This window comes from Skermanella rosea (assembly GCF_016806835.2).
Lineage (GTDB): Bacteria > Pseudomonadota > Alphaproteobacteria > Azospirillales > Azospirillaceae > Skermanella > Skermanella rosea.
Genome location: NZ_CP086111.1, coordinates 1,600,138 through 1,625,599, shown reverse-complemented (window position 1 = coordinate 1,625,599; position 25,462 = coordinate 1,600,138). Strand labels below are relative to the sequence as shown.

The 25,462-nt window shown below is 68.9% G+C and carries 23 protein-coding genes; 11 read left to right on the top strand and 12 right to left on the bottom strand.

Annotated features, from left to right (window positions below):
- Position 1: 1 nt before the first annotated feature.
- Positions 2–1,516: a Ppx/GppA family phosphatase gene (locus tag JL101_RS07540; RefSeq protein ID WP_203101982.1), complete on the bottom strand. Its 1,515-nt coding sequence runs from the start codon at positions 1,514–1,516 to the stop codon at positions 2–4.
- Between the two features lie 32 nt (positions 1,517–1,548).
- Complete coding sequence (locus JL101_RS07535) at positions 1,549–3,696, bottom strand: RNA degradosome polyphosphate kinase (protein WP_203101983.1); 2,148 nt, start codon at positions 3,694–3,696, stop codon at positions 1,549–1,551.
- 192 nt (positions 3,697–3,888) lie between these two features.
- Here JL101_RS07535 and JL101_RS07530 point away from each other — a divergent pair, with 192 nt between their 5' ends.
- The 3 genes from JL101_RS07530 to JL101_RS07520 are packed head-to-tail and all read left to right on the top strand — an operon-like array spanning position 3,889 to position 8,095.
- A complete protein-coding gene (locus tag JL101_RS07530) occupies positions 3,889–4,407 on the top strand; it encodes a SixA phosphatase family protein (protein ID WP_203101984.1) in 519 nt (172 codons plus the stop codon).
- Positions 4,408–4,440: 33 nt separating this feature from the next.
- Positions 4,441–6,111, top strand: coding sequence for a CYTH and CHAD domain-containing protein (locus JL101_RS07525; RefSeq protein ID WP_203101985.1), 1,671 nt, complete (start codon positions 4,441–4,443; stop codon positions 6,109–6,111).
- A 19-nt stretch (positions 6,112–6,130) separates the two neighbouring features.
- Positions 6,131–8,095 (top strand): M1 family metallopeptidase, encoded by a 1,965-nt coding sequence (locus tag JL101_RS07520; RefSeq protein WP_203101986.1) that lies wholly within the window; start codon positions 6,131–6,133, stop codon positions 8,093–8,095.
- Positions 8,096–8,107: 12 nt separating this feature from the next.
- Here JL101_RS07520 and JL101_RS07515 read toward each other — a convergent pair whose 3' ends face one another.
- The 3 genes from JL101_RS07515 to JL101_RS07505 are packed head-to-tail and all read right to left on the bottom strand — an operon-like array spanning position 8,108 to position 10,517.
- Positions 8,108–8,557: a DNA polymerase III subunit chi gene (locus JL101_RS07515; protein WP_203101987.1), complete on the bottom strand. Its 450-nt coding sequence runs from the start codon at positions 8,555–8,557 to the stop codon at positions 8,108–8,110.
- Complete coding sequence (locus JL101_RS07510; RefSeq protein WP_203101988.1) at positions 8,554–9,018, bottom strand: hypothetical protein; 465 nt, start codon at positions 9,016–9,018, stop codon at positions 8,554–8,556. The genes JL101_RS07515 and JL101_RS07510 overlap by 4 nt, the downstream gene beginning before the upstream one ends.
- On the bottom strand, positions 9,015–10,517 hold the full coding sequence (locus JL101_RS07505) for a leucyl aminopeptidase (protein ID WP_203101989.1): 1,503 nt from the start codon (positions 10,515–10,517) through the stop codon (positions 9,015–9,017). Before JL101_RS07505 ends, JL101_RS07510 begins: the two co-directional genes overlap by 4 nt.
- A gap of 252 nt (positions 10,518–10,769) precedes the next feature.
- On the opposite strand from JL101_RS07505, the gene lptF reads away from it, so the two are divergent.
- From lptF to rsmA, 5 genes are all read left to right on the top strand, one after another.
- Positions 10,770–11,891, top strand: coding sequence for an LPS export ABC transporter permease LptF (gene lptF / locus JL101_RS07500; protein ID WP_203101990.1), 1,122 nt, complete (start codon positions 10,770–10,772; stop codon positions 11,889–11,891).
- Positions 11,892–11,896: 5 nt separating this feature from the next.
- The gene (gene lptG, locus JL101_RS07495; RefSeq protein ID WP_203101992.1) at positions 11,897–12,991 is read left to right on the top strand and encodes an LPS export ABC transporter permease LptG; all 1,095 of its coding nucleotides are present in this window, start codon (positions 11,897–11,899) and stop codon (positions 12,989–12,991) included.
- A 92-nt stretch (positions 12,992–13,083) separates the two neighbouring features.
- Positions 13,084–14,262, top strand: coding sequence for a peptidylprolyl isomerase (locus JL101_RS07490; protein WP_228435336.1), 1,179 nt, complete (start codon positions 13,084–13,086; stop codon positions 14,260–14,262).
- Positions 14,262–15,299, top strand: coding sequence for a 4-hydroxythreonine-4-phosphate dehydrogenase PdxA (pdxA, locus tag JL101_RS07485; protein ID WP_203101994.1), 1,038 nt, complete (start codon positions 14,262–14,264; stop codon positions 15,297–15,299). The genes JL101_RS07490 and pdxA overlap by 1 nt, the downstream gene beginning before the upstream one ends.
- The gene (gene rsmA, locus JL101_RS07480) at positions 15,296–16,132 is read left to right on the top strand and encodes a 16S rRNA (adenine(1518)-N(6)/adenine(1519)-N(6))-dimethyltransferase RsmA (RefSeq protein ID WP_203101996.1); all 837 of its coding nucleotides are present in this window, start codon (positions 15,296–15,298) and stop codon (positions 16,130–16,132) included. The genes pdxA and rsmA overlap by 4 nt, the downstream gene beginning before the upstream one ends.
- A gap of 12 nt (positions 16,133–16,144) precedes the next feature.
- Here the strand turns inward: rsmA and gmk are convergent, their stop codons facing one another.
- Positions 16,145–16,798, bottom strand: coding sequence for a guanylate kinase (gmk, locus tag JL101_RS07475; RefSeq protein ID WP_323374734.1), 654 nt, complete (start codon positions 16,796–16,798; stop codon positions 16,145–16,147).
- A 14-nt stretch (positions 16,799–16,812) separates the two neighbouring features.
- Positions 16,813–17,679 (bottom strand): YicC/YloC family endoribonuclease, encoded by an 867-nt coding sequence (locus JL101_RS07470; RefSeq protein WP_203102000.1) that lies wholly within the window; start codon positions 17,677–17,679, stop codon positions 16,813–16,815.
- Positions 17,680–17,811: 132 nt separating this feature from the next.
- Between JL101_RS07470 and JL101_RS07465 the strand changes: the two genes are divergently transcribed.
- On the top strand, positions 17,812–18,591 hold the full coding sequence (locus JL101_RS07465) for an SDR family NAD(P)-dependent oxidoreductase (protein ID WP_203102002.1): 780 nt from the start codon (positions 17,812–17,814) through the stop codon (positions 18,589–18,591).
- Between the two features lie 9 nt (positions 18,592–18,600).
- On the opposite strand, the gene JL101_RS07460 is transcribed toward JL101_RS07465, so the two are convergent.
- Complete coding sequence (locus tag JL101_RS07460) at positions 18,601–20,493, bottom strand: ABC-F family ATP-binding cassette domain-containing protein (protein WP_203102004.1); 1,893 nt, start codon at positions 20,491–20,493, stop codon at positions 18,601–18,603.
- Positions 20,494–20,668: 175 nt separating this feature from the next.
- On the opposite strand from JL101_RS07460, the gene ndk reads away from it, so the two are divergent.
- On the top strand, positions 20,669–21,091 hold the full coding sequence (gene ndk, locus JL101_RS07455; RefSeq protein WP_203102006.1) for a nucleoside-diphosphate kinase: 423 nt from the start codon (positions 20,669–20,671) through the stop codon (positions 21,089–21,091).
- A gap of 37 nt (positions 21,092–21,128) precedes the next feature.
- Here the strand turns inward: ndk and JL101_RS07450 are convergent, their stop codons facing one another.
- The 4 genes from JL101_RS07450 to purM all read right to left on the bottom strand — a co-directional run bounded on the left by JL101_RS07450 (position 21,129) and on the right by purM (position 24,094).
- Positions 21,129–22,082 carry a lipid II:glycine glycyltransferase FemX gene (locus JL101_RS07450; RefSeq protein ID WP_203102008.1) on the bottom strand — a complete coding sequence of 318 codons (954 nt, stop codon included), beginning with the start codon at positions 22,080–22,082 and terminating at the stop codon, positions 21,129–21,131.
- Positions 22,083–22,136: 54 nt separating this feature from the next.
- Positions 22,137–22,277: an aa3-type cytochrome c oxidase subunit IV gene (locus JL101_RS07445; protein ID WP_203102010.1), complete on the bottom strand. Its 141-nt coding sequence runs from the start codon at positions 22,275–22,277 to the stop codon at positions 22,137–22,139.
- Positions 22,278–22,370: 93 nt separating this feature from the next.
- Positions 22,371–23,024: a phosphoribosylglycinamide formyltransferase gene (gene purN, locus JL101_RS07440; RefSeq protein ID WP_203102011.1), complete on the bottom strand. Its 654-nt coding sequence runs from the start codon at positions 23,022–23,024 to the stop codon at positions 22,371–22,373.
- A complete protein-coding gene (gene purM / locus JL101_RS07435) occupies positions 23,012–24,094 on the bottom strand; it encodes a phosphoribosylformylglycinamidine cyclo-ligase (RefSeq protein WP_203102033.1) in 1,083 nt (360 codons plus the stop codon). Before purM ends, purN begins: the two co-directional genes overlap by 13 nt.
- A gap of 106 nt (positions 24,095–24,200) precedes the next feature.
- Here purM and JL101_RS07430 point away from each other — a divergent pair, with 106 nt between their 5' ends.
- Positions 24,201–25,460 (top strand): DUF2066 domain-containing protein, encoded by a 1,260-nt coding sequence (locus JL101_RS07430; RefSeq protein WP_203102012.1) that lies wholly within the window; start codon positions 24,201–24,203, stop codon positions 25,458–25,460.
- The last annotated feature ends 2 nt before the right edge of the window (positions 25,461–25,462 follow it).

The following is a 25,462-nucleotide window of genomic DNA, read 5'->3' as shown; positions in this document are numbered from 1 at the left end:
CCTATCTCGGCGGCGCGATCACGATCTCGCCCCGCCGGCTCAGCCCCTTGGCGACCGCGTCCAGCCGGCGCTGCACCGTGTCGCCGACCAGCACGCGGGCGTCCTCCGGAACGCAGAGGATGAGCGCCTCCTCGTCGATCGACAGGCTGGTTCGCTGAAGCAGCGCCGCGACGCCGCCGGTCAGCGTCTGGGCCAGACGCAGCGCCAAGCCCAGGATGGCCGCCTTCGCCGCCCTGCCCTCCTGGACCAGCCCACGCGCCACCGCCACCTGCGGATCCTCGATCCGGCCGCCGTAGCGCGCATAGGCGACCAGGGCCAGGAAAGCCCGTTCCCCGTGGTCGATGCCGGCGAAAGGCATGCGGAGGATCCGCATATAGGCGTGCTCCGCGCGATAATCGGGGTGCTCGGACCAGCCGAGATCGCTGAGCAGGCAGGAGGCCCGGCGCAGCCGGGCGGCTGCCTCGTCTTCCCCGGCGAACAGGGATGCCGTCCAGTTCGTGATGATCTCCCCCTGGTCGAACCGGCCGATCCGCTTGGCCAGCCCGGCGCAGGCGCTGATCAGGGGATCCTCCCGCTGCTCCTGCGCGCCGAGCATGTCGAACAGCAGCCCCTCGCGCAGTCCGAAGGCGGAGAAGACCACTTCGGACGGCTCGACGGTCGTCAGCAGCCGTTCTAGCGCCAGCGCGGCCAGGGGCAGCGTGTCCGACCGGCGCTTCGAAACGCCGGATATCCTGTCCAGCGCCGACCGGTTGAGCCGGGATATCTCCCCCGCGAAATCGCGGAGCTGGGCGCCGCCGACCGTGTAGTGATGGATGACGTGGAGCGGGTGGCTCACCTGCTCCATATGCAATTTCGCCAGCGCGCGCCAGCTTCCGCCCACCGGATAGAAGGGCCGTCCCTTGTGCGCCGCCAGCCAGGGCAGCGCCTGAAGGTGCTGGTCGATGGTCCGGGACGCCGTCGCCAGCTTTCCGCCGCAGGACTCCGCCAGCCGGAGCGGGCCGAGCGGCATCGTGACCTGGGGACCGATGGCGCCGCGGTCCAGTCCGACCAGTTCCAGGCTGCCGCCGCCCAGGTCGCCCATCAGCCCGTCGGCACCGGGCGTGCCCGACAGCACTCCCATGGCCGACAGGCGCGCCTCCTCCTCGCCGGCGATGGTACGGACGGTCAGGCCGGTCCTGGCTTTGACCGCCTCGACGAACTCGGCGCCGTCGGCGGCGTCGCGCACGGCGGCGGTCGCCAGCACGTCGGTCCGGGAGACGTCCATGCCGTCGATCAGGCGGCCGAAGCGGGCGATGTTGTCCAGCGCCAGCGTCACGCCGTCCGGGTTGAGGCGGCCGGTCTTCTCGACCGTGCGGCCCAGCCCGCACATGATCTTCTCGTTGAACAGGGGCACCGGCGCCCGGTGAAGGCCGTCATAGACGACGAGCCGTATAGAGTTCGAGCCGATGTCGATGACGGCGATCCGCTCGGAACGCTGGAGGTCGGCAGCCGGACGCCGATCGAGGGTGAGGGTCATGTCGTAGTGCCCGTCGCGCCTTTATGGACTTGCTACTTGGATTGGAGGACCAGGCGCGGAGGGATCCGCGCCCCGGAGATCGCGCTGCCGCGGCCGGACAGGCTGGGATTGGTCATGAAATAGGTATGGGCGCTGAACGCCTCCTTGTCGACCTTCGCCCGCCGGTAGGAGCCGTCGGAGACCAGGAACCAGCTCTGGGCCTCGTCCTTCAGGTTGGCGACCATGATCTGGTCCAGGATCTGCTGGTGGACGGTCGGGTTCTCGATCGGGACCAGGGTCTCGATCCGGCGGTCCAGGTTGCGCGGCATCCAGTCCGCCGAGGAAATGTAGACCTTGGCCTCGGGAGACGGCAGGCTGTGGCCGTTGCCGAAGCAGATGATCCGGCCATGCTCCAGGAAGCGGCCGACGATGCTCTTGACCCTAATGTTGTCGGACAGGCCCGGAACGCCGGGGCGCAGGCAGCAGATACCGCGCATGATCATGTCGATCACCACGCCCGCCTGGGACGCCTCGTACAGCTTGTCGATCAGGCGCGAATCGACCAGCGAGTTCAGCTTGACCCAGATCCGGGCCGGCTTGCCGGCGCGGGCGAAGGCGATCTCCCGGTCGATCAGTTCGACCAGCTTCTCCCGCAGCGCCAGGGGCGCTATGGAGACCTTCTCCAGCGACTTCGGCGTCGCGTAGCCGGTCATGTAGTTGAACATGAAGGCGGCGTCGTGGCAGAGCGCCGGGTCGCAGGTGAAGAAGGACAGGTCGGTGTAGACCTTGGCGGTGATCGGGTGGTAGTTGCCGGTGCCGAAATGGACGTAGCTGCGCAAGCCCTTGGCCTCGCGCCGGACCACCAGCGACACCTTGGCGTGGGTCTTCAGGTCGACGAAGCCGTAGACCACCTGGGCTCCGGCGCGCTCCAGGTCGCGGGCCCACTGGATGTTGGCCTCCTCGTCGAAGCGGGCCTTCAGCTCCACCATGGCGGTGACCGTCTTGCCGGCCTCCGCCGCCTCGATCAGGGCCGCCACGATGGGCGAGTTCTTGCTGGTCCGGTACAGCGTCTGCTTGATCGCCACCACAGCCGGGTCGCGGGCCGCCTGCCGCAGGAACTGGACCACCACGTCGAAGCTCTCGTACGGATGGTGGACGACGATGTCCTTGTGCCGGATCGCCGCGAAGCAGTCGCCGCCGAAGTCGCGGATCCGCTCCGGGAAGCGGGCATTGTAGGGCGGGAAGACGAGGTCCGGGCGCTCCTCGATGATCAGCTGCTTGGTATCGGCCAGGCCGATCAGCCCTTCCAGCACGAACACGTCGTCGTTGGAGACGGAGAGCTGGTTGCGCAGGAACTCCCGCAGGTCCGGCGCCATCCCGATATTGACCGCCAGCCGGATGACGCTGCCGCGCCGGCGACGCTTCAGCGCGCTTTCGAAGGTGCGGACCAGGTCCTCCGCCTCCTCGTCGATCTCCATCTCGCTGTCGCGCAGGATCCGGAACACGCCGTGCCCGGTCAGCTTGAACGGCGCCGGGAAGATCCGGTCGAGGAACAGAAGGACGAGCTGTTCCAGCAGGACGAACCGCACGTCCGATCCGGGCAGCCGGACGAAGCGGTCCAGCTGGGACGGCATCGGCAGCAGGGCGTCCAGGTTCTGGCTGCGGTCCGGGTCGTAGAGTTGGAGCGCCAGGCTGAATCCGAGGTTGGGGATGAACGGGAACGGATGGGCCGGATCGACCGCGATGGGCGTCAGGAGCGGGAAGATGTCGTCGAGGAAACGGGCCTCCAGCCAATCCATCTCGCTGTCGGTAAGCTCGCTGGGATCCACCACGGTGATCCCGGCCTCGCGCAGTTCCTTCCGGAGCGTCCGCCAGCCGTTCTGCTGGTCGCGCATCAGCTCGATCACGCGCTGGTTGACGGCGGCCAGTTGCTGGGCCGGGCTGAGATTGTCGTCTGACAGCGTCGTGATCCCGGCGCGGACCTGTGCCTTCAGTCCCGCGACGCGGACCATGTAGAATTCGTCGAGGTTGCTCGCGGAAATCGACAGGAACCGCAGCCGCTCCAGCAGGGGATGGTTGACGTTCAGCGATTCCTCGAGAACCCTCTGGTTGAACGCCAGCCAGGACAGTTCACGATTGATGAACCGGTCCGGAGAGGTCGGATCGATGTCGGGTGTCTCGATTTCCTGCGCGCTGGTCACGGGTTCCTCGGGGCTCAACGATTAACGGAATGGTCACGATAGCGCGACTCGGTTACGCTTTGACAGGCGAACGGCCGCCATCGCCGGATTCCGCCACCCGCGACAACGGATTCCAATCGGGGTGGCCGGATTCCGCGGCATCTGTGTCTGCCGAACCCGAATAGGGAATACCTTGAGGCTTACGTCAACGCAATGAAGACGCTCTACCTGCTCCGGCACGCGAAATCCGCCTGGATCGATCCCTCCCTCGACGACCATGACCGGCCCCTGGCTCCCCGGGGCGCCCGCGCCGCGACCCTGATCGGCCGCCATCTGCGCGGCGAAGGGTTCCATCCCGACGTCATCCTCTGCTCGACGGCGCGCCGGGCGGTCGACACCCTGGCGCTGGTGACAGCCCAGCTGGGCACCGGCCAAGTGCCGGCCGAATACGATCATGGCCTTTACCTGAGCGGCGAGAGGGCGCTACTGGATCGGCTTCGCCGGCTGCCCGACGATGCCGGGACGGTCCTGCTGGTCGCGCACAACCCCGATCTGCACAACTTGGCGCAGGATCTGGCGGGTGACGGCGACGCCTCCCTCCTGCGCGGTCTCGCCGGAAAGTTTCCGACGGCGGCCCTGGCGGTGCTCACCTTCGCCCAGGGTTCCTGGAGCGACATCGGGTCGCGTGCAGGAACGCTCTCCAACCTCGTCCTTCCGAAAAAATTAACTTAACGCTGGGTACGAGGGTCGAGTATCTACAAAAGGATGACGCCCCCGATCAGCGAGGCTGCTCCGCCCGTGCCGAACAACCGCGACAGCACGAACCTGCAACCGACGGACACGGCTCCACGGGAAAGGAACTTTCCCGGAGCGGCTCCAGCGACGCCGCAGGCGGCGCGGGAAATCGAGCTGAAGCTGTACGTCGCCCCAGGCAATCTCGCCCGGCTGGTGAGGCACCCCGCCCTGGTCGGGCTGCAGCAGGGCACCGCGGCCAGCCAGCGCCTCTATACCGTCTATTACGACACGCCGGACCTGGCGCTCGCGGCCTATGGAGTGGCCCTGCGCGTACGCCGCCAGGGCGCCCAGCGTATCCAGACGGTCAAGACCATGAACAGCGGGACGCCGGGAGACGCGGCGGCCGTCGCCGTCCGGCGCGAGTGGGATTGGCAGATCCCTTCCGACGACCCGGATATCTCCCTGCTCACCCTGGACGGCGTGCGCGAGGTCGTGCCCCAGGACGCCCTTCCGGCGATCCGGCCGATGTTCCTGACGGACTTCCAGCGCACCACCCTGATGCTCCGGCCCGATCCGCTGACCGCGATTGAGGTCGCCCTGGATACGGGCGAGATCCGGGCGGGCGTGGCGCACCGGCCGATCAGCGAGGTCGAGCTGGAGCTGAAGGCCGGATCGATCACCGCCCTGTTCGAGCTGGCCCACGAACTCCAGCGGATCGTGCCGCTGCGCATCGCGACGGAGAGCAAGGCGGAAGCCGGCTTCGCCCTGGTCACGGGCGCGCTGCCGCGGTCGTCGAAGGCTCCGCCCCTGGGCCTGACGCCCGCCACCACCGTGGCCGAGAGTTTCCGCCATATCGTGCGCAACTGCATGGTACACGCGCTCGCCAACCAGGCCTGCGCCGTGACCGGCGTGGAGGCCGAGGGCATCCACCAGATGCGGGTGGCCCTGAGGCGCCTGCGCTCCGCGCTGACCCTGTTCGACGAGGTCATCGCGTCGCCCGATGCGCGGATGCTGAAGGAAGAGGTCAAGTGGCTGGCCGAACGCCTGGGGCCGGCCCGCGACTGGGACAACCTCCAGACGCTGTTCTTCGAGCCATATGCCGAGAAGCAGGGCAGCGACAAGGGCGTCCGCCTGCTGGGCCAGGCCATCGCGGATTCGCGCCGCTCCGCCCATGCCCGCGCGGCCGAAGCCCTGCATGCGCCGCGCTACACGACGCTGATGCTTGGCCTCGGCGGCTGGCTGGAGTCGGGACGCTGGAACGAGGATGCCGCACCAGACGTCCGGCTGCTCCTGGCCCGGCCGATGCCCGAACTGGCCGGGAGCTGGCTGGCCCAGCGACACCGCAAGTCCCACAAGTCGGGGCGGCAGATCCGCAAGCTGGACGCCGACCAGCGGCACCAGTTGCGGATCAGCTTCAAGAAGCTGCGCTACGCCGTCGAGTTCTTCCGCGGCCTCTACCCCGCCGCCGCGGTCCGCCCGTACCTCGACTCGGTCGAGACCCTGCAGGACCTGTTGGGCACCCTCAACGACGCCGCGGTCAGCCGCCGCATGATCGACGCGCTGTCCGCCGATGCCGGGCGAGACGTCAGGCGGGCGGCGGGCGACTTCGCCGACTGGCTCGACCGGCGGATGCGTCGGCACATGGCCGACCTGCCCGAGCGCTGGCGCGACTACGAGAAGGCTGAACCGTTCTGGGGATGAAGAATTGGGACGATCCGGCATGAAGAGCGGCCTGGCGGCCATCGGCGCCATCTTCTGGTTGACCCTCGCTTCGCCATGCCTCGCCGCCTCCGCTGCCGAAGTGACCCATGACGCCGCCATAGACCTCGATCCGGCGGCGCGGCGCCTGGAGGTCACGGACCAGGTGACGGTGACCGGCGGCGCACCGTTGGAATTCCATCTGTCGCCGAGGTTTTCGCCTGTCCGCCTCGAGATCGACGGCCGCCCGGCCGACGCGGTCGGCGGCCCGACGCGCTGGCGCGTCCCGGCCGCCGGCGCGGGCGCCGGTCGGGTGACGATCCGCTATTCCGGCACGCTGGCGCCGCTCGACGACAGCGGCAGCCCGTTCGGCGGCGATGAGCCCGGGTCGGGCGAGGCGGGAAGCTTCCTGCCGGGAGGAACGGGCTGGCTGCCCCGATTCGACGCGGACCGCACGACCTACCGGCTGGCCGTCCGGGTCCCCGAAGGATACCGCGCCGCCGTGACCGGCGACCTTGCGGAGGAGACGGATGAGGAAGCGGTCTTCACCATCGACCCCGCGGTGGAGGAGCCGTCGCTGTTCGCCGGCCGCTGGCAGGTGCGGGAGCGCATGGCCGGCGGGCTGCGGCTGAGGACCCTGTTCGAGCCCGACCTGGAACATTTGTCCGACGACTATCTCCAGGCATCGGAAACCTATATCGCGCATTTCTCCGAACGGATCGGGCCCTATCCCTTTTCCGGCTTCTCCATCCTCTCGGCTCCCTTGCCGGTGGGACTGGGCTTCGCCGGCCTGACCTATATCGGCCGGCAGGTGCTTCCTCTGCCCTTCATGCGCGGCCAGTCGCTGCCTCACGAGATCCTGCACAACTGGTGGGGCAACGGCGTGCTGGTCGACTACGCCTCCGGAAACTGGTCCGAGGGGCTGACGACCTACATGGCCGACTACGGTCTCACCGCCGAGCGGGATCCCGATGCCGCGCGGGAAATGCGCTTCGGCTGGCTGCGCGACTACGCGGCCCTGCCCGACGCGCGGGACGGTTCACTGGCCGACTTCACGGCGCGGGTCCATGGCGCCGCGAAGATCGTGGGCTACAACAAGTCGGCGTACCTGTTCCTGATGCTGCGCGACATGCTGGGGGACGAGGCGTTCGACCGCGGAATCCGGCTGTTCTGGGAGCGTCACCGCTTCCGGAAGGCGGGCTGGAGCGACCTGCGCGCGGCCTTCGAGGCCGCCTCGGGCCGCGACCTGGGCGGTTTCTTCGACCAGTGGGTGACCCGGACCGGAGCCCCGGCGCTTCGCCTGATGGAAGCGTCGGCAACCCGGCTGGGCGATCGCTACGCCCTTGCCGTCCGGATCGGCCAGGGCGAACCGGCATACCGACTGGACGTGCCCATGGTCGTCGAGACGACGGATGGACAGGTCCGGCGGACGATCCCGCTGGCCGGGAGCGAGGCCGCCGCGACGATCGACCTGGACGCGCCGCCGCTGAGCGTCGCCGTCGATCCCGAGTACCGGCTGTTCCGCCGCCTGGCTCCGGGCGAGGCGGCGCCGATCCTCCGCGACGTGACCCTGAACCCGGCCACCCGCCTCGTGCTGGCCGGTCCTCACCAGGATCTCGGGCGTACCCTGGCCTCCCGCCTGATGGATGCCGGGGCGGCGGCCGGCGAACCCCTGGGCGGAGCGCCGGTCGCGGTGATCGGCATCACGGCCGACGTGTACAAGGCCCTGCCCCGGCTCGGATTGGCACCGGTTCCCGACGGGCTGGCGGGCCAGGGAACGGCCCGGGTCTGGACCGGACGCACGGCGGGCGGCGCGCCGGCCCTGGTGGTGGCGGCGGACGACCGCGCGGCGCTTGAGGCGCTGCTCCGCCCCCTGCCCCATTACGGCCGCCAGAGCTATCTGGTCTTCCAGGGGCGCGAGGCCGTGGAGCGGGGCATCTGGCCGCCGGGCGACAACCCGCTGAAGCGGACCGTCGCGGTCGAGTGAGCCGTCCGGGGCTCAGGCCTTCTTTTCCCAGCCCCCGCGTTCGGTCTGCTGCCAGTAGGTCAGCGCGTGGCCGTCGTCCTTGTACTGCTTCCAGCGGCGGCGGGCAGCCTGGACCGCGTCGTAGTCGTTGCCGTCGAACATCTCGCAGACAAGCGTGAAGCCGTCGAGCCGGTCCGAGACCCCGCCGTCGGTCAGGATCAGGACCGTGGCACCGTTGGGGTTCTCGTCCTCGGTGGTGAGCCAGACCGGCTGGTGCTCCGCGTCGCCGTCCCGGGCGCTGCCGTGGGGCAGGAACCCGAAATCCTTGTAGGTCCACAGGTGCTGGGCCAGGGCCTCCACCCGTTCCTCCGATCCGGCCACGACGACGGCCCGCCACCCGCGCTCCAGGGTCTTCTCCAGGATCTGCGGCAGCGCGTCCTCCAGCGTCTTGCGCTGGAGATGATAGAAGCGGATTTCCGTCATGATTCGATCCGGGATGCTGTCAGGCAGGCTTGGACTTCACGGCATCGTAGCGGGACAGGCCCTGAAAGGACAATCGGCGGCGTCAGGACGGACCCGGCGCCGGGTCGGCCGCGATCGACACGGCCGAAGAGGGACGGAACAGACCCAGCCCGAAATGACAGCCCCAGCCGATCGCAACGTACCGCCCGCTCGCCGTTCCGGCCGTCGAACAGCCGGTCGTGGGTCGCCAGGGAGTCCACGGCGTCGCGGCCGAAACCCGCCGACGCGGTGATCAGGACATGGTCCAGCACGCCCTCGCCGTCGGCGTCCTCCGGCAGGAAGAAGGTGGCGGTCAGCGGCGGGCGGGTGTCGCCGAACAGGCGCCAGCGTACGCCGGTCGGCGTTCCCTGGAACTCCGTCCCAGCGACATGATCCGCTCGGGCGCGCGAAAAAACCGGTTCCCGCGCGCCTCGTCCGATCACCCCTCGTACACGTCCGCGACGTAGCGGTCGAGCAGGCGAACGCCGAAGGACGTGGCCCCCTTCGGGATCGTGCCGGCGTCCTTCTTCGACCAGGTCACGCCGGCGATGTCCAGGTGCGCCCAGGGCACGTTGTTGACGAATCGCTGAAGGAACTGGGCGCCGATGATGCTGCCGGCATCGCGGCTGCCCGCGATGTTCTTGACGTCGGCGGCGTCGGAGTTGATCGCCTTGTCATAGGCCTCGTTCAACGGCATGCGCCACAGCTTCTCGCCGACCTTGCGGCCCGCGGCGGTCAGCTGCTCCGACAGGGTATCGTCGTTGGAGAACAGCCCGGCATGCTCGGTCCCCAGCGCCACGATGACGGCACCCGTCAGGGTCGCAAGGTTGACCATGGCGGTCGGCTTGAACGTGTCCTGGGTGAACCACAGCGCGTCGGCCAGGACCAGCCGGCCCTCGGCGTCGGTGTTCAGCACCTCGATGGTCTGGCCGGACAGGCTGGTCACGATGTCGCCGGGACGCTGGGCGCTGCCCGACGGCATGTTCTCGACCAGTCCGACCACGCCGACCGCGTTGACCTTGGCCTTGCGGGCGGCCAGGGCCTTCATCAGGCCCAGGACCACGCCGGCGCCGCCCATGTCCCACTTCATGTCCTCCATTCCGGCCGCGGGCTTGATGGAGATGCCGCCGGTGTCGAAGGTGACGCCCTTGCCGACGAAGGCGACCGGCCGCTTGTCCGCGGCATCGGGAGCGCCGTCGTACTTCATGACGACCAGGTACGGCTCCCGCACGCTGCCCTGCGCCACGCCGAGCAAAGCGCCCATGCCGAGCTTCGCCATCTGCTCCTGGTCGAGCACCTCGACCTCGACGCCCAGGTCGGACAGTTCGAGGCAGCGGTCGGCCAGCGTGCGGGGATAGAGGATGTTGGCCGGCTCCGAGACCACGTCGCGGGTCAGGAAGACGCCGGACGCGACCGCCTCGCGGTCGGCGAACATCTTCTCGGCGGCGTCCGGGCCCTTGGTCAGGAGATTGACCGCCTTCAGCGCGGGCTTGGCCTCAGGCTTCTCCTTCGTGCGGTACTTGTCGAACCGGTAGGAGCGCAGCAGCGCGCCGAAGGCGATCTCCGCCGCCATGGCCGACGGCTCCAGCGCTACGCCCGGGGCCTGCTCCACCACGACCGACACCTCGGCCGCGTTTTTCCCCAGTGTCGCCACAATGGCGCCACCGGCGTCCTGCAGGGTGAGGTCGGTGACCTGCTCGGGCTTGCCGAGGCCGACCAGGACGATGTGGTCGAGGTCGACTCCGCCGGGCGCCACGATGGTCAGGACCTCGTCGGTCTTGCCGGAAAACTTGTTGGCGGCCATGGCGCGGGTCAGCATGCCGCCGGTCTTCCCGTCGAGGTCGGTGCCGGCGGGCGTCAGCGTGCGTTCGGCCAGGACGGGCAGGACGAGCGAGCCGGATGCGGGCAGCGACGGGGTCAGATCGGAGAACGTGAATTTCATGTCTACCCTCATGGGTTATCGCCCTCATGTTTGAGCGTATGGGGCCTGATGGGGCCTTTTGTCCCGGCGGCAATTTGGCCAGCCCGGCATCGGATGGTTGTTTCGACGGCGCGTGTCCGATAAAGAACACGGCCGATACGCTGTCAAGCTATGCCGACCAGGGCTCGCGCGCCACTTTCGTCCGTCGGGCCGCTGGCAGGGCCGATACTCCGGGTGCCGGACGGCGAATTGGCCGGGTATAAGTGCGAGTCCATGAAACGGTTGACGCTCTATCTCTTCCGCCACCTCGCCGTGGCGACGGTCTTCGTCACCGCCGGTTTGACGCTGGTCATCTGGCTCACGCAATCGTTGCGCCTTCTCGAGATCGTGGTGGACGGCGGCGCCCCGGTCTACCTGTTCCTTCAGCTCATGCTGGTTACCCTTCCCACGTTCCTGTCGATCGTGCTGCCGATCAGCCTGCTGGCCGCCGTCCTGTTCACCTACAATCGCCTGACGATGGATTCGGAACTGGTGGTGATGCGGTCCGCCGGGCTGGGTCCGTGGGGGCTCGCCAAGCCCGCGTTGATCCTGGCCCTGCTGGTCACGATGATCGGCTACGGTCTGACGCTCTATCTCGCCCCGGCGGCGCACCGTGAGCTGAGCCGGCTGGAAAGCCTCGCGAAAAGCGAGTTCTCGACCGTGTTCCTGCGCGAAGGGGTCTTCAACGAGGCCGGCGACGGCGTCACCGTCTATGTCCGGCGGCGGATGCCGGACGGCGAATTGCAGGGCCTCCTGATCCATGACACCCGCGTGCCGGGCAAGCCGGTCACGATCAATGCCGACCGCGGCATGACCGTGGAGGGCGAGGCGGGAACCCGCGTCGTCGTGTTCGACGGCAACCGCCAGGAGGTCGACCTCGCGACCGGCCGCATGTCGCAGCTGTATTTCGACCGCTACGCCGTCGACCTCCGCATCTTCGAGAAGCAGTTCGCCGAACGTGTCCCCGACGCGCGGGAGCGTTCGACCGCCGAACTGTTGCATGCGGCCGACGACCCGGACCTTCTGCCCTTCAAGAGCCGGCTGACCGCCGAGCTGCACCAGCGCTACACCAGCCCGATCTTCGCGCTGGGATTCACCATGATGGGCGTGGCGATCCTGCTGGTCGGCGAGTTCAACCGGCGCGGCCAGAGCCGGCGAATCGTCGCGGCGGTGGCCGGCGTGCTGGTCCTGCAGAGCGCGGCGCTCGGCATCACCAACCTGGCGGTCAACAACAACGCCTTCATTCCGCTCCTCTACGTCGTCGTCGCCGTTCCGCTGGCGGTCGGCGCCTTCCTGATGATCGGGCAGCGGCTGCGGGGCGGTCGCGCATCCCGTTTCCAGCCGACGGCGGGGTGATCGGGATGAGGACATCGGCCACGCTCTCGCGCTATATCGGACGGCAGTTCCTGCTCTATTTCTGCATGCTGCTGGGCATCCTGCTGGCGATCATCCTGCTGCTGGACACGGTGGAGCTGCTTCGCCGCGCCGCCGGGAAGCCCGACGCGACCTTCTCGGTCGTCGTGCAGATGGCGCTGTTCAAGCTGCCGGAGATCGGCCAGCAGGTGTTCCCCTTCGTGATCCTGTTCGCCGGGATGTTCACCTTCTGGCGGCTGACCCGCAGCCAGGAGCTGGTGGTCGCCCGCGCCGTCGGGGTGTCGGCCTGGCAGTTCCTGGCGCCGGTGCTGATCGTGGCGCCACTGATCGCCGTGTTCCAGGTGACCGTGATCAACCCGGCCGGATCGGTGCTGGTCGCCCGGTACGAGAAGATGGAGGACCGGTATCTGCGCGGCCGGACCAGTTCGCTGGTGGTCTCCGGCTCAGGCCTGTGGCTCCGCCAGATCCAGGAGAACGGCCAGTACCTGATCCACGCCGACACCGCCGAGGCCGGCACCACCACCCTGCGGCCGGTCAACGTCTTCATGTACGACGCCAACGGCGAGTTCGCGAGCCGGATCGACGCCACCTCGGCGACGCTGGAGCCGGGTCACTGGATGATCCGCCAGGGCTGGCTGAACACCGGGGTGGGTCCCGCGGAAGCCTTCGATTCCTACCGGTTGGACACCGACCTGACGCTGGAGCGCATCCAGGAGAGCTTCGCCTCGCCCGACAGCATGTCCTTCTGGGAACTGCCGGGCTTCATCCGGACCCTGCAGGAAACGGGGTTCTCCGCGACCCGGCACAGGCTGCATTTCCAGTCGTTGCTGTCGACGCCGCTGCTGTTCTGCGCCATGGTGCTGTTCGCCGCCGCCTTCTCGCTGCGCCAGACACGGCGGGGCGGAACCATGATGATGGTGGCGGGCGGCGTCGTGACCGGCTTCGTGCTTTTCCTGTTCAGCGACGTGGTCCGCGCCTTCGGCATATCCGAGACGATCCCCGTGCCCCTGGCGGCCTGGGCTCCGGCCGGGGCGAGCCTGCTGCTCGGCATCGCCGTGCTGCTCCACCTCGAAGACGGATGACCATGCCGACGACCGCCCAAGCGCTCGCTTCCGACCCGTATTCGAACCCGTGACCGCCCAAAGCATTGAAAGGGCCGAAAGTGCATAGATTCATGCTTTACCCGATCAGCCGCCGCATACGACAGAGCTGGAGCGCCGCAGTCTTCACCGCGGCCTTGATCGCTTCGGCCGGCATCATGGGAACTCTTCCGGCGGCCGCCCAGTTCGCCACGCCGCAGACCGTTCCCCAGGGCGGCCAGCAGCAACCGCAGCCGCGTCCGGCGCCGCAGCAGACGGCTCCCCAGCAGACGGCTCCCCAGCAGACGGCGCCGCGGGCCGCCCCGCAGGCAGCACCACGCCCGGCGGCACCCGCCCAGCAGTCGCGCCCCGCCGAGCCTGCCGCCATCGCTCCGCCACCACCCCGTTCGGTGGAGGGAATCGCCGCCGTGGTGAACGACGACATCATCTCGATGTCCGATCTCTCGGCCCGGCTGCAGCTGGCACTGGTCTCCTCCGGCCTGCCCGGCACCGCCGAGGTCCGCCAGCGGCTGACCCCCCAGGTGCTGCGCAGCCTGATCGACGAGCGGCTGCAGATGCAGGAAGCGGCACGGGCCAACATCTCCGTGACCGACAAGGAGATCGACGACGCCTTCGGCCGGGTCGCCGAGCAGAACCAGATGAAGCGGGACCAGCTGGAGAAGATGCTCTCCAGCCAGGGCGTGCCGCGGAGCGCCCTGGAAAGCCAGATCCGGGCCACCATAGGCTGGGGCAAGCTGGTCCAGCGCCGCCTGAGGCCCAGCATCGAAATCGGCGAGGAGGAGATCGACGCGGTGCTCCGCCGCATCGAGGCCAACGCCGGGAAGCCCGAGTACCTGGCCGCCGAGATCTACCTGGCCGTCGACTCGCCCGAGCGGGAGGAGGAGGTCCGGCGCCTGGCCGACCGGCTGGTCGAGCAGATCGGCCAGGGCGCCAGCTTCCCCGCCGTGGCGCGGCAGTTCTCGCAATCGGCCGGCGCCACCAACGGCGGCGACCTGGGCTGGGTCCAGCAGGGCCAGCTTCCGGAGGAGCTCGACACCACCCTCCGCGACCTGCGCCCCGGCCAAGTCTCTCGCCCGATCCGCAGCCTGACCGGCTACCATATCCTGCTACTGCGCGAACAGCGCACCACGGGCACGGTGCTGCCGCCGCGCGACCAGATCCTGGGAGCCCTGGGCCAGGACCGCCTCGACATGCTGCAGCGCAGGCTCCTGCGCGACCTGCGCATGTCGGCCTTCGTGGACCTGCGCGTCTGATGGGCGCCGGCGGCGCGCCGCTCGCCCTGACCATGGGCGAGCCGTCGGGCATCGGCGGCGAACTGGCGCTGATGGCCTGGGCGGCGAGGCGGGATCGGTCGGTTCCGGCGTTCGTGCTGCTGGACGATCCCGCCCGGATAGAGGCGCTCGGCCGCCTCGTCGGCCTGCAGGTCCCGGTCGCCCGGGTGGGAGATCCGGCGGAAGCGGTCGCCGCGTTCGACCATGCGCTTCCGATCCTGCCCGTCCCGCTGGACCATGCGGTGGTACCGGGAAAGCCCGACCCGGAGAACGGCGCCGCCGTCCTCGCCAGCATCGAGCGCGCGGTCATGCTGGTCCAGGCCGGCGCCTGCTCGGCCATGGTGACCAACCCCATCCAGAAGAGCGCGCTGTACCAGGCCGGCTTCGGCTATCCCGGCCATACCGAGTACCTGGCCGCCCTGGCCGGGATGGTGACCGAGCCGGTGATGATGCTGGCGGGCGGCGGCCTGCGGGTCGTCCCGGTGACGATCCACCTGCCGCTACGCGACGCGATCGACGCCCTGACCACCCAGGGCATCGTGCAGTGCGCCCGCGTGACGGCCGCCGCGCTGAGCGCGGACTTCGGGATCGAGGAGCCCCGCCTTGCCCTCGCGGCGCTCAACCCCCATGCCGGCGAAAACGGCACCTTGGGCACCGAGGAGATCGAGATCATCACGCCGGCAGCGACCGTCCTGAAGCGCGAGGGGTACGACGTGATCGGCCCGCTCCCGGCCGACACGCTGTTCCACGCCGCCGCCCGCAGGCGGTACGACGCGGTGCTCTGCATGTACCACGACCAGGCGCTGATCCCGCTGAAGACGGTGGATTTCGACACCGGGGTGAACATCACGCTGGGCCTGCCCTTCGTGCGGACGTCGCCGGACCACGGCACGGCCCTGGACATCGCCGGCACCGGCAAAGCCGACCCGGCGAGCCTGATCGCGGCGCTGAAGACGGCCGTGGAGATGGCGGGCTACCGCGCCGCCCGGCGGTACGTTCCAGAGCGCCGCGGGAGATGAGCCGAATCGACGACCTCCCGCCGCTCCGCGACGTCATAGCGCGCTTCGACCTGGGGGCCCGCAAGGCGCTGGGACAGAACTTTCTGCTCGACCTGAACCTGACGGGACGGATCGCCCGGGCGGCCGGCGACCTGGCCGGCGTCACGGTGGTCGAGGTCGGCCCCGGCCCCGGAGGACTGACCCGGGCCCTGCTGAACACGGATGCCGCCGCGGTCGTCGCGATCGAGCGCGACGCCCGCTGCATCACCGCGCTGGCCGACCTGGTGGAGGCGGCGGAGGGACGGCTTCGGCTGGTCGAGGGCGACGCGCTGGAAGCCGACGTCGAGGTCCTGGCCCCCGCCCCGCGGGCCATCGTCGCCAACCTGCCCTATAATGTCGCGACGCCGCTGCTGATCGGCTGGCTGCGCCGGATCGAGCGGTTCCGCAGCCTGACGCTGATGTTCCAGCGCGAGGTCGCCGACCGCTTGGCGGCGAAACCCGGCGGCAAGACCTATGGCAGGTTGTCGGTGATCGCCCAGTGGCGGGCGGAGGTGCGTCCGCTGTTCAATCTGCCCGCCCGGGCCTTCACGCCGCCGCCGAAGATCGAATCGACGGTCGTGCAGCTCGTCCCGAGGCAGGCCCCGGAACCCGCCGAGTTCGAGGCGATGGAAGCGGTGACCGCCGCCGCCTTCGGCCAACGCCGCAAGATGCTGCGGGCGAGCCTGAGACCTCTGGGAGATGCCGAGGCGCTGATCGAGGAGGCAGGGCTGGTGCCGACCCAACGTGCGGAGGAAATCCCCGTCGCCGGCTTCGCCGCCCTGGCGCGGGCCTACCGGCAACGCGGAGAGCGCTAAGTCGCAAAATCCTCAGAGGCCGTCCTGGAGTTGCCGGACGAAGTCGGCCAAGCCGACTTGGCGCCGCCGCTTGAGACGCTCGGCCTCGAGGATGGTCTGCACCTGATGAACGCTGGACTCGATGTCGTAATTGACGATCACGTAGTCGTAGTCGAAATAATGGCTCATCTCGTCCGACGCCTTGGCCATGCGGCCGGCGATCACCTCGGCGCTGTCCTGGGCGCGCGCATACAGCCGGCGCTCCAGTTCCTTCGCGGACGGCGGCAGGACGAAGACGCTGACCAGATCGTCGCGGGCATTCTCGGCGAGCTGCTGCGTGCCCTGCCAGTCGATGTCGAACAGGATCTCCCGCCCCTTGGCGAGCGCCTGCTCGACCGGCTCCTTCGGTGTTCCGTAGTAGTTTCCGAAGACCCGCGCGTGTTCCAGCAGCTGGCGCTCGGCGACCATCTGCTCGAACCTCTCGCGATCGATGAAGTGATAGTCGACCCCGTCGACCTCCCCCGGTCGCATCGGGCGGGTGGTGACCGATACCGACATGGTCAGGCTGCTGTTGCGCTGAAGCATGCGGCGCGCGATCGTGGTTTTGCCGGCGCCCGACGGCGACGACAGCACCAGCATCAGCCCGCGGCGTCCAATCTTGGCCGGGCCGGGTCCGGCTGGCTGCATGTCCATGGGTACGGTCATTCGATGTTCTGTGCCTGCTCACGCAACTGTTCGATGGCGGCCTTCAGGGCGAGGCCGGTGCGGGTCAGCTCCACGTCGGACGACTTGGAGCACAGGGTGTTGGCTTCCCGGTTGAACTCCTGGCACAGGAAATCCAGCTGCCGGCCGATCGCGCCGCCCTTGGCCAGCATGTCGCGCGCGGCGGCGACATGGGCGCGCAGGCGGTCCAGTTCCTCGCGCACGTCGGCTCGGGTGATCAGGAGTGCCGCTTCCTGAGCCAGCCGCTCCTCGGTCAGGCTGGGCACCGCGTCCAGCAGGGCGGCGACCTGCCCGCGCAGCTTCTGCCGGAGCGCGTCCGGCTGGAGCGCCGCGCAGGCGGAGGCCTGGTCGGTCAACCGGGCGATCTCGTTCAGGTGCTGGTTGAGCACCTCGACCAGGCGGGTCCCTTCCGCCAGCCGGACCGCGCCCAGGCTGTCGAGCGCCTGTTGGAGGGTCGCTGCCATCGCCGCTTCGAGTCGCTCGCGGTCGTCGCCGAAATCGGCGTCCTCGACCGTTTCGACCACGCCCCGCACCGCGAGCAGCGCGTCCAGCCGCGGCTTCTCCGTCGTCCCGCCGAGTTCGGCTGCGAGGGCGATGAGTTGGTCAAGAAGTTCGCGGTTGATCCGGATCTGGTTCGGCGCGGCAGTCCGCGTGACCGCCAGGGACACGTTGACGCTGCCGCGGCGCACCCGCTGGGGAACGGCGGTCCGGGCGACCGGCTCCAGCGCGTCGAAGCCCGGTGCCAGCCGGCAGCGGAGATCGAGGTTCCTGCTGTTGACGCTCTTGATCTCGAAGGTCCAGGCATAACCCTGGTCGCGCCCTTCGGCCCGGGCGAAACCAGTCATGCTGGCGACTTGTTGTTGAGCGCTCAACGCTGCCTCGCTAGTACCGTTGGGTGGCCGCCGTTATACCCCTCGCGTCCCTTGACAACAAGCGACACCGGCCTCCGCTCCGATCCCGACGCCCGGAAACACGTCATGCGCGATCCCCGTACGATCCTGATCACCGGCGCCTCCAGCGGCATCGGCGAAGCCCTGGCCGAAGCCTATGCCGGTCCCGCGACGGTGCTGGTTCTGACCGGGCGCGACCGGACCCGGCTGGACGAGGTGGCGGCCCGCTGCTCCGCGCGCGGGGCCGATGTCCGGGCGGCGGTTATCGACGTGACCGACCGCGAGGGCATGCGGCAGTGGCTGTCCGGGGTCGACGCCGTGTCGCCGATCGACCTGTGCATCGCCAATGCCGGGATCAGCGGCGGGACCGGCGGCGGTGACGGAAAGCGGGGCAGCGGCGAGAGCGAGGAGCAGGCCCGGCGCATCTTCTCGGTCAACCTGGACGGCGTGCTGAACACCATCCACCCGCTGATCGGCCCGATGGTGGAACGCGGACGCGGCCAGCTGGGGCTGGTCAGCTCGCTCGCCGGATTCCACGGCTATCCCGGGGCTCCGGCCTACTGCGCCAGCAAGGCGGCGGTGAGAAGCTACGGCGAGTCGCTCCGGCTGGCCCTGCGGCCGAACGGCATTGAGGTCTCGGTGATCTGCCCCGGCTTCGTGCGCAGCCGGATCACCGACCGCAACCGCTTTCCGATGCCGTTCCTGATGGATGCCGACCGGGCCGCGCGGATCATCCGGCGCGGATTGGAGCGCGACCGCGCCCGCATCGCCTTCCCGTTCCCGACATACTTCATGAGTTGGCTGGTCGGCGCCCTGCCCGCCGAGCTGGCCGACGTCCTGCTGGCCAGGACGCCGGCCAAGGACTGACCGGCGCGCTCAGGCGGCGCCGGCCGCCTCCGACTCGGCGGCTTCGAGCGCCTCCAGCGCCTCCATCCAGGTGTCCTCGGCGGCGCCGAGCTTTTTCTGCACCTCGCCCAGGTCGATCTGGAGCTTGGTCACCTTGTCCGCCGGGCCGCTGTAGAGGGCGGGGTCGGCCAGCTTGGTTTCCAGCGCCTGCCGCTCGCGGGTCAGCTTGGCGATCAGCTTCTCGGCATCGTCCGCCTTGCGCTTGAGCGGCGCCAGGGCTGCCCGCAATTCGGCGGCGGCGCGCCGCTGGTCCTTCTTGCTGGGCCCGGCGTCGCGGTCGCTCCCGTCCGAGCGGTCGGCCCGGCTCCTCTCCAGCAGGAGCTTGCGGTAGTCCTCCAGGTCGCCGTCGTAGGACCGGCAGGCTCCGCCGTCGACCAGCCATAGCCGGTCGGCGGTCAGCTCGATCAGGTGGGGGTCGTGGCTGATCAGGATCACCGCCCCCTCGAAGCCGTTGATCGCCTGGATCAGCGCCTCGCGGCTGTCGATGTCCAGGTGGTTCGTCGGCTCGTCGAGCATCAGGACGTGGGGCGCGTCGCGGGTCATCAGGGCGAACAGGAGGCGGGCCTTCTCGCCCCCCGACAGCTTGGCGATCTGGGTGTCGGCCTTCTGCTGGGGAAAGCCGAAGCGGCCGAGATGGGCGCGGACCTTTTCGTCGACCACGTCCTTCATCCACAGCCGCGCCTGGGCAACCGCGGTCAGGTTCAGGTCCAGCTCCTCGGCCTGGTGCTGGGCGAAATAGCCGATCTTCAGCTTGCCGGATTTCCGCATCTCGCCCTTCATCGGGGCGAGGCGGCTGGCCAGCAGCTTGACCAGGGTCGATTTGCCGTTGCCGTTGGCACCCAGCAGCGCGATCCGGTCGTCCAGGTCGATGCGCAGGTCCAGCCCGCGCAGGATCGGCTTGCCGTCATAGCCGACATCGACGTCCTCGAGCTGGATCAGCGGCGGTGCCAGGGGCTCGGGCGACGGGAAGTCGAAACTGACGGTATGGTCCTCGACGATGCTGATGATGGGTTCCATCCGCTCCAGCATCTTGATGCGGCTCTGGGCCTGCCGCGCCTTGGACGCCTTGTAGCGGAATCGGTCGATGTAGGACTGGATATGCTTGCGCTGGGCGATCTGCTTCGCCTGGTTGGCGGCCAGCCGCTCCAGGTTGGCGCGCCGGGTCCGCTCGAACTGGTCGTACCCGCCGGCGTAGGAGACCAGCTTGCCCTGGTCCAGGTGGACCGTGGTGGTCGGCACCTTGTTCAGAAGCTCGCGGTCGTGGCTGACCAGCAGGATCGTGTGCGGGTAGTTCCGCAGGTAGTTCTCCAGCCAGATCGTCGCTTCGAGGTCCAGGTGGTTGGTCGGTTCGTCCAGCAGCAGCAGTTCCGGCTGGGCGAACAGCACGCCGGCCAGCGCCACGCGCATCCGCCAGCCGCCGGAGAAGTCGCTGCACGGCCGGGTCTGCGCCTCCGCGTCGAAGCCCAGGCCCGACAGGATCTGGGCGGCGCGGGCTGGGGCCGAGTGGGCATGGATGTCGGCCAGGCGCGTGTGGATCTCGCCGATGCGGTGCGGGTCGCGGGCGGTCTCCGCCTCCGCCAGCAGGGCCGTGCGCTCGACGTCGGCGGCAAGCACCGTGTCGATCAGGCTGACGTCGCTGCTCGGCGCCTCCTGGGCGACGATGCCGAGGCGGGTCTCCGCGGGCATGGTGATGGACCCGCCGTCCGGGGCCATCTGGCCGGCGATCAGGCGCAGCAGGGTCGTCTTGCCCGTGCCGTTGCGGCCGACCAGCGCGACGCGATGGCCCTTGGGAATGGCGACGGTGGCGTGGTCGAAGATCACACGCCCGCCGAAGCGGAAAATCAGATCGTTGATGTGAAGCATGCCGGGGCTGGTGATAGCATGGCGGACGGGCGGTTTTGAAGGGACTGGAAACGGAAATCGCGATGGTGCCGAAAGGGGCGCCGGAAGGGTCCGTTGAAAAAGCCCCGTTGCTAACCCGGTCGATGCGCGTATATAACGCCGCGAATTTTGCGAGAGCACACAGGAGCCTTCCAACATGGCCGTCGAACGGACCTTGTCCATCATCAAGCCGGACGCGACCCGCCGGAACCTTACGGGCAAGATCAATGCCCGCTTCGAGGAAGCCGGGCTGCGGATCGTCGCGCAGAAGCGCATCCGCCTGACCAAGGAACAGGCGGAAAAGTTCTACGAGGTCCATGCCGAGCGCTCGTTCTTCGGCGAGCTGGTCGACTTCATGATTTCGGGTCCTGTGGTGGTCCAGGTCCTGGAAGGCGACAACGCCGTCCAGCGCAACCGCGACATCATGGGTGCCACCAACCCGGCGAACGCCGCCCCCGGCACGATCCGCAAGGACTTCGCCGAGTCGATCGAGGCCAACTCGGTCCACGGCTCGGACAGCCCGGAGAACGCCGCCCGCGAGATCAAGTTCTTCTTCAGCAAGAGCGAAATCGTTCCCTGATACGGGTCCTGATCGGGAACTGACGGTATCGGGACGGTCAGACGTATCCGCCGACGAGGCGGAACGGCTGGCCGCCCATGCCGATCTTGAACCGGGCGATCCCCGGCGTCGTATCGTTGATGCCGCCGAGGTCGAAGCCGGTATGGCCCTGGGCCCTCAGCCACAGCGCCGACTGCCACAGCAGCAGGTGATGGGCGCGCAGGCCGCGTCCCTCCTCCCCATTCCAGCCGACCTGATAGGTGGCCGCGGCACCATGCCGCACAAGCAGCACGCCGGCGACCGGCCTGCCCTGATGAACCGCCCGAAGCAGCACCGGCGGCGCCGTTTCAGCCGAGAGGTTATGCAGGACGCGCAGGAAGGCGGGCGACGGCCCGCGGTAGTTCCGCGCCATCTTGTCCTGCAGGTAATGTTCCATCAGCCAGTCGAAATGGACGGCCGACGTGTCGACCTCGACGGTGAGCCCGCTGCGCTCCGCCTGATGGAGCTTGTTGCGCCACTTGCGGTCCAGCCCGGCCCTCAGGGCGTCGGGTTCGGGCGCGAGGTCGAGCCAGACCGACTCGTACCCCTCCTCCTTCCGATAGAAGCCGGTGTCCGCGAGGCGCTTCCGCGCAGCCTCGCCGTCGATCATTTCGGGATGGAAGACCAGAGGACGGCCGCGCAGCAGATGATAGCGGTCCCGGATCATGCGCAGGACCAGCTTCAGCATCTCTCCCGGGATCTCGTCATAGATCCAGAGGGGCCCGCGATAGATCCTGCAAGTGGTCAGGAACGGCAGCCAGCGCCTGGTCTGCACCTGGACGAGGCCGACCGGCTTGTTCTCGAAGCGGATGATGCCGAAATCGGCCTTCCAACCCTCGGTTTTGGCAAGCGCCAGGGCATATTGCCAGGACTGGAGCAGCGTCGGGCGCTTGCACCGGGCCAGCAAGGCATCCCACTGGGAGAAGGTGCAGTCGTTCCAGTCGATTTGGAAGGGATTGAACGGGGGAGTCATGGAACCGGGCGCGACCGCCGCGCTGGAGGAGACGGGCGCCGCCCGGTCAAGGCGTCAGAGCAGGAAGATCGCCATGAGAACGAGGATGGCGACGACGGCGATGGTGCCGTACTTCGTCAGCATCGTGAAACGCTCATAGGTTTCCAAATGGGCGCGGAACTCTTCGTTCCGAAGATCGTCGTTATTGTCGGCCACGGCCATCTCCAACCTCTGCGTTGTTGTTCGATTTCAAGCGGTCCCGATTTAAGGGACGGCCGCTTCATTTACAAGCGCTATCCGTGGCGGGAATCATGCGGGAGGGTTCAGCACCGGCTCTTCCGCCAGGAAGGCGCCGTGGGACAGGACGACCCGCTCCCCCTCGACGCGGGCCCTGCCCTCCGCGATGAGGCGGAGCGCCAGGGGATAGCATCGGTGTTCGGCGACCAGCACGCGGTCGCCCAGGGCGTGGGCATCGTCCTCGGGAAGGACGGGAACCGCGGCCTGCACGATGATCGGTCCCTCGTCCATGGCGGGGCGGACGAAATGCACGGTGCAGCCGGTGAACTTCACGCCCGCCTCGATCGCGCGGGCGTGGGTGTCGAGCCCCTTGAAGGACGGCAGCAGGGAGGGGTGGATGTTGATCAGCCGGTCGCGCCAGCGCTCGACGAAATCGGCCGTCAGCAGCCGCATGAAGCCGGCGAGGCAGACGAGGTCGACCCCGGCCGACCTCAGCGCCTCGTCCATGGCCGCCTCGAAGCCCGGCTTGTCGGCGAAGTCCCGGTGGCTGACCACGGATGCCGGGATGCCGGCCGTCCTGGCCCGTTCCAGCCCGTAGGCATCGGCCTTGTTGGACAGCACCAGCACGATCTCCGCCGGGAAGGCGGGATCGGCGCAGGCATCGATCAGGGCCTGGAGGTTGCTTCCGCGGCCCGAGATCAGGACGCCGACCTTCAGCCGTGCCACGCCGCGTCCACTCCGTCGATCACCACGCGCTCGACATCGCCGATCGCGGGCTGCACCTCGCCGATCCGGTAGACCGTCTCGCCGGCCTCGGCCAGGATGCGTTGAGCCTCGTCGGCCTTGTCCGCCGCCGTGATGACGACCATCCCGATGCCGCAGTTGAAGGTTCGCGCCAGGTCGTCGTCGCCGATGTCCGCCGACTCCGCCATCCAGCGGAACACCGGGAGCAGCGGCCAGGCCGCGGCGTCCAGCGAGACGCCCAGGCCCTCGGGAAGGACCCGGGGGATATTGTCGGTCAGGCCGCCGCCGGTGATGTGGGCCAGCGCCTTCACCGTGCCCGCCCGCACGGCGGCCAGCACCGGCTTGACGTAGATCCGGGTCGGGGTCAGCAGGGCCTCGGCGACCGTGGTCCCGGGCGCGAACGGCGCTTCGTCCTGATAGGACAGTCCGGCCTTTTCGACGATCCGGCGCACCAGCGAATAGCCGTTGGAATGGACGCCGCTCGACGCCAGCCCCAGCACCACGTCGCCTGCGGCCACGTCGGCGCCGGTCAGGATCTGCCCCCGCTCGGCCGCCCCCACGGCGAAACCGGCGAGGTCGTAGTCCTTGCCCGCGTACATGCCCGGCATCTCGGCCGTCTCGCCGCCGATCAGCGCGCATCCGGCCTGCCGGCAGCCTTCGGCGATGCCGGCGACGATATCCCGGCCGGCCGCGACGTCGAGCTTTCCGGTCGCGAAGTAATCGAGGAAGAACAGCGGCTCGGCGCCCTGTACCACGAGGTCGTTGACGCTCATGGCGACCAGGTCGATGCCGATCGTGTCATGCTTGCCCGCCGCGATGGCGATCTTCAGCTTGGTGCCGACGCCGTCGGTGCTGGCGACCAGGATCGGGTCCTTGTAGCCGGCCGCCTTCAGGTCGAACAGGGCACCGAAACCGCCCAGTCCCGCATCCGCTCCGACCCGGGCCGTCGCCTTCGCCAGCGGCTTGATCGCATCGACGAGAGCAGCGCCCGCGTCGATGTCAACCCCGGCATCCTTATAGGCGTCGCCGGTGTTATTCGGTGTGGTGCTGATGGCGTCCTCGCGTGCGCTGGGTTATAAACCGGGCCGGTCCCAGGTCATGAACAGCATCACGGGCCGGCATCAAGGGCCGAACATACTCGAAACGGAAGGCTTTGCAATGCTTCACCGCCGTCCGCTGGCATGCCTGTTCCAGCTAGTCCTCGGCTTCGCGCTGCTGGCTTTTTCCGCCCCGGCGCGGGCGCAGGAAAGCAGCGATATCTTCACCGTGAAGGACGTCGCCGTCGACGTCACGGCAGACAATGCCGCGGCGGCGCGCGACCGCGCGATCACCGAGGCGCAGCGCAAGGCGTTCGCCGAACTCTACGGCCGGCTGAGCCCCGTCCCGGGCGCCCGCCCGCCGGAGTTGAGCGACCTGGAGGTGGCAAGGCTGGTGCAGGACTTCGAGGTGCAGCGGGAACGCAGTTCGGCCGTGCGCTACCTTGCGACGCTGACCGTACGCTTCCGCCCGGCGAACGTACGGACGCTGCTCCAGGATAAGGGCGCCAGCTACGTGGAGGTCCGCAGCCGGCCCGTGCTGGTGCTGCCGGTCTACCAGTCGAGCGGCAGCCCGCCGGTCCTGTGGGAAGACCGCAGCGCCTGGCGCGCCGCGTGGGAGAATTTCCCGCCGCCCCAGGGCATGGTCCCGATCGTCGTCCCCTACGGCGAGCTGACCGACATCGCCGACGTCAGCGCCGCCACCGCGCTGGAAGGCGACACCGGAGGGTTCAACGCGATCGCGGAGCGCTACGGCGCCAGCGACGTGCTGGTGGCCGTGCTCGGCGTGCGGGGGACCGAGCCGGATCCGTCGCAGCCCAACACCGTCAGGCTGACCCGCTACTCGCCGGACGGGACGAGACGCAGCGATACCGTCACCGTTCCCGCCGCTCCCGGCCAGACCGTGGACGCCTATCTGGCCGGCGGGGTCGCCGCCGTCGTCCGCTCGCTGGAGGAGAAGTGGCGGCAGGCCAACACCGTGGCCGCCGGCCCGGAGCAGACCATGCAGGTCGCCGTGCCGATCTCCCGGCTCGACGACTGGGTCCAGACCAAGCGGCGGCTTTCGCAGGTTCCGACCGTGACCAGCGCCGACCTGATGTCACTGACCCGGTCCGCGGCGCGGGTCGAACTGACCTACCGGGGCTCCCCCGAGGTGCTGAAGACCGCCCTGGCGCAGCAGGACCTGGAACTGACCGAGGCGCCGCCGCTCGACCAGGGCGCCGCACAGGCCGGTCTGCCTGCGGTGCCGGGAACGGTCGCGGCGCCGGTTTCCGTGCTTGGCCCGGCCGGGCAGCCGATCGGCGTCTACCAGCCGGGACCCGTTTGGCAGCTGCGCTGGTCCGGATCGCAGGCACCTGGACCGCTCGGCCGCATGTTCCGGTGACG